Annotated in this window: 5 protein-coding genes; 3 read left to right on the forward strand and 2 right to left on the reverse strand. The window is 35.7% G+C overall.

The annotated features are described in order from the left end of the window. The coding region (locus J7J33_04220) for a UPF0182 family protein (GenBank protein ID MCD6168496.1) at positions 1-513 on the forward strand (513 nt) is incomplete at its 5' end. Here the strand turns inward: J7J33_04220 and J7J33_04225 are convergent. Continuing rightward, entirely contained in the window at positions 493-1,374 is an 882-nt protein-coding gene (locus J7J33_04225) for a patatin-like phospholipase family protein (GenBank protein MCD6168497.1), read from the reverse strand. The two genes, J7J33_04220 and J7J33_04225, sit on opposite strands and share 21 nt — an antisense overlap. A gap of 81 nt (positions 1,375-1,455) precedes the next feature. Between J7J33_04225 and ftcD the strand changes: the two genes are divergently transcribed. Together ftcD and dinB are read left to right on the forward strand one after the other, a co-directional pair. Continuing rightward, positions 1,456-2,373 carry a glutamate formimidoyltransferase gene (gene ftcD / locus J7J33_04230; protein MCD6168498.1) on the forward strand — a complete coding sequence of 306 codons (918 nt, stop codon included), beginning with the start codon at positions 1,456-1,458 and terminating at the stop codon, positions 2,371-2,373. Continuing rightward, positions 2,351-3,514: a DNA polymerase IV gene (gene dinB, locus J7J33_04235; GenBank protein MCD6168499.1), complete on the forward strand. Its 1,164-nt coding sequence runs from the start codon at positions 2,351-2,353 to the stop codon at positions 3,512-3,514. Before ftcD ends, dinB begins: the two co-directional genes overlap by 23 nt. Here the strand turns inward: dinB and J7J33_04240 are convergent. Further along, positions 3,498-3,680, reverse strand: a 183-nt coding sequence (locus J7J33_04240; GenBank protein MCD6168500.1) for a DUF2284 domain-containing protein, incomplete at its 5' end; no start/stop codon positions are given. The two genes, dinB and J7J33_04240, sit on opposite strands and share 17 nt — an antisense overlap.

Here is a 3,680-nt window from a genome sequence, read left to right on the forward strand (position 1 = left end):
GCTCTATTTGTTGGACGGTGTGACGAGCCTAATTATGGTGAGACTGTAATTTATAGATTTTCAAAGGAGACGGTTATATATGGGCCACTTCAGATAGAGGCAAGGATAGATCAAAATACCGATATATCAAAGACACTAACTTTGTGGAATCAGCAAGGATCACAGGTTATAAGAGGAAACACTATACTTCTTCTCATTGATAACGCTCTTTTGTATGTGGAACCTCTCTATCTTCAGGCAACGGAGGGAAAAATTCCACAATTAAAGAAGGTAATAACAGCAAGCACTGAGAAGGTGTCATGGGGTGATTCCCTTTATGAAGCTTTAGATTCTCTTGTCTCCTTTAAACCCAAGGGAGAGAAGGAGAAAAACATTCAGGAACTCATAAATTCACTGATTGAGTATATGAATGATTATAAAGAACTCACAAGAGAAGGGAAGTTTTCTGAGGCTGGAAAGATGCTGGAAAAGATACAGGAGATAATAAATATCTTATCTAAAATGAAGCCCTAAAAACTCCTTTAGCTCGGGCATTATCTTCCTTGTCTCCTCTCTGCCTCTCTCTATTATGGAGAGAGGCTCTGAAAAATCAAGTGTATCAATATTTAGAGGAATTCTTATTATAAAATCTGCATGTTTTATCTTTTCCTCAAGGAGATAGTATGAAATGGAGTCTAATATTCTTTCCAGTATCAAAAAAGTATTTGAAAGTTTCTCTGCCTCAACCCTTTTAGGTGGAATATGAATATCCACAAGAACAGTTTTCTCTGCTCCAAGTTTTTTTGCTATATCTACTGGGGCATTATTTAAAGCTCCACCATCTACAAGAACCATATCGTCTATTTTTACTGGTTCAAATATAATGGGGAGAGACATGGAAGCTCTTATTGCTTTATAGAGACATCCTTTATCAAAGACAACCTCTTTTCCAGAGACCAAATCAACTGCATTGCATGCAAATTTTATTTTGAGGTCTTCAATTTTTATGTCTCCCACAAGGTCTTTAAGGAATTCTTCCACCGTATCTTTCTCTGATAGGCTTCTCTTTCTTGATAGAAGGTTCAAGTACATCTCATATATAAGATAGTCAGACACTTTTTTTAATCTATTGGATATTATTGGTATTTTTGGTGCATTTATAAAATTCCTTAAATCAAGGCTGAAAGCCAACTTCTCCATCTTTTTAGGGGATAGACCGGAAGCATACAATCCTCCAACAATAGCTCCCATGGATGTACCAGTTATTATATCTGGAATTAACCCATTCTCTTCAAGTACATCAAGTACCCCTATGTGTGATAGTCCCCTTGCACCACCACCCATCAGTGTAAGGGCAAACTTCTCTCTCTTCCTTTTAAAGAGTTTAAACTTCATACTAAAAGTATATCTCTTTTTTTACATTATCAAAAATTTTTAAGCGGTTTATTTTCATGTAAAATAAACTTGGAGGTAAAGATGAGAAGGATAATAGAATCTGTCCCTAACATAAGCGAAGGAAGAAGAAAAGAGGTGGTTGAGGAGATTGTAAATGTTTTAAAGGGTAGAGATGGTGTTAAGGTATTAAATTATTCCATGGACCCAGATCATAACAGGAGTGTAGTAACAATTGCTGGTGAACCTGAAAGGGTTTTAGATGCTCTCTTTGATTTTACTAAAAAATCTGTGGAATTGATTGATTTAAGGGTTCATAAGGGAGAGCATCCAAGGATTGGTGCTGTGGATGTTATACCCCTTGTTCCAATAAAGGGAATAACAAAAAAAGAATTGAATGAGTATGCTAAAAAACTTGGAGAGAGAATCTGGAGAGAGCTTAAAGTACCCATATATTTCTATGCCTATTCTGCTACAAAACCGGAGAGGGAGAAACTCCCAAATATAAGGAAAGGGGAATTTGAGGGACTTTCTGAGAAGATGAAGGACAAGGAGTGGTATCCAGATATAGGAGATAATGTTCCCCATGAAACTGCAGGAGCCACTGTAATAGGGGTTAGGGATTTTCTAATTGCATTTAACATTAATCTAAATACCCCTGATGTAGAAATAGCAAAAAAGATTGCAAAATCAATTAGAGAATCCTCTGGAGGTTTAAGATACATTCAGGCTAAAGGTTTCTATATTGAGGAAAAGAATTGTGCACAGGTTTCCATGAACATACTTAATTTTAAAAAGGCACCAATCTATAGGGTTTATGAGATTGTAAAGATGGAGGCAGAGAGGTATGGAACGAGTGTAAAGGAGAGTGAACTTATAGGTTTAGCACCACTCAAAGCTATCCTTGATACATTCTCCTTTTATATAAAGCTACCTTTAATTTCCGAGGAACAAATAATAGAATACAAAATTTTCTCAGATGAGGAAGATACTCCATGTTGATATGGATGCCTTCTTTGCATCCATTGAAGTAGTTAGGAATCCATCTTTAAAGGGGAAACCCATTGTTATTACAAATTCCATAGGAGATAGAGGAGTAGTATCCACTGCTTCCTATGAGGCAAGAAAATATGGTATTCATTCAGCAATGCCCCTTAAAAAGGCTAAAAGATTATGTAAGAACCTTATTGTTATAAGAGGCAATTTTTCCCTCTACAATGAAATATCCCACAAAATTATGGAAATTCTGTCAGATTTTACAGACAAAATAGAGGTAAGAAGCATAGATGAGGCATACCTTGATGTAACTGAAACCGTTGGAATTTTTGGGAGTGCTTTAGAGATTGGAAGGAAGATCAAGAGGGTTATAAAAGAGAAGTTCAACCTTACCTGTTCAGTTGGTATAAGTTATAACAAACTTCTTGCAAAGATAGCTACAGAGCTTTCAAAACCAGATGGGCTGCTTGAGATAAAAAAAGATGATCTTGAAAAGTACTACTACCCTCTCCCCATAGAGAAGATACCCGGAATAGGACCGAAGAGTGTAAGAGTCCTTAAGAAATTTGGTGTAGAGAAAGTTTCTGATCTAAAAAGATTTACATACGAGGATTTAGTGAGAAATTTCAAACCAGCTTTCTCTAAATTCTTATTAATGATAAAGGAAGCTAAGGGGGATGAAGAGGTAAATTTCAGAGAGTCCCCTCCAAAATCCATAAGTTCAAGGGTTACCCTTAATGAGGATACAACAGACATAAAATTTATGGAAAGTATCCTGTCTTCGTTATCAGAGGAGGTGGGAAGTAGATTGAGAAAGGGAAATCTTTTAGCGAAAACCATAAAAATTACAATTAGATATAATAATTTTAAAACTGTTACCCATCAGAGGAAACTATCTATCCCTATAAATTCTGACAGTGATATTTTAAAAGAGGCAATCTCTCTTTTGAGGGAAAGAATAGAAAACAAACCTGTAAGACTTCTTGGTGTAACTGCCTCATCTCTTATGAATGAAAGTTTTGATGCCTCTTTATTCTCAAAGGATGAGGCAAATGATAAATTTTTAAAGACCATAGATGAAATAAAGGAGAAGTTTGGAGAGAGAAAGATTCTTCTTTTAAAATCTATTTTTAAAAAACAAGGATAATGGAGTAAAGGGCATTTTCTTTAAAATTAATCTCATGAACAGAATTAATATCAATACCGGTTCCAGATATAGAGGGCCTTACATTTTCTCTTTTTGGACACTTTCCACTCTTTTCAAACTCACAAACCTCACAGAGCTCACAACTTCCCGGAAACAGAGAAAAGGC

The organism is Caldisericia bacterium (assembly GCA_021158845.1).
GTDB lineage: Bacteria > Caldisericota > Caldisericia > B22-G15 > B22-G15 > B22-G15.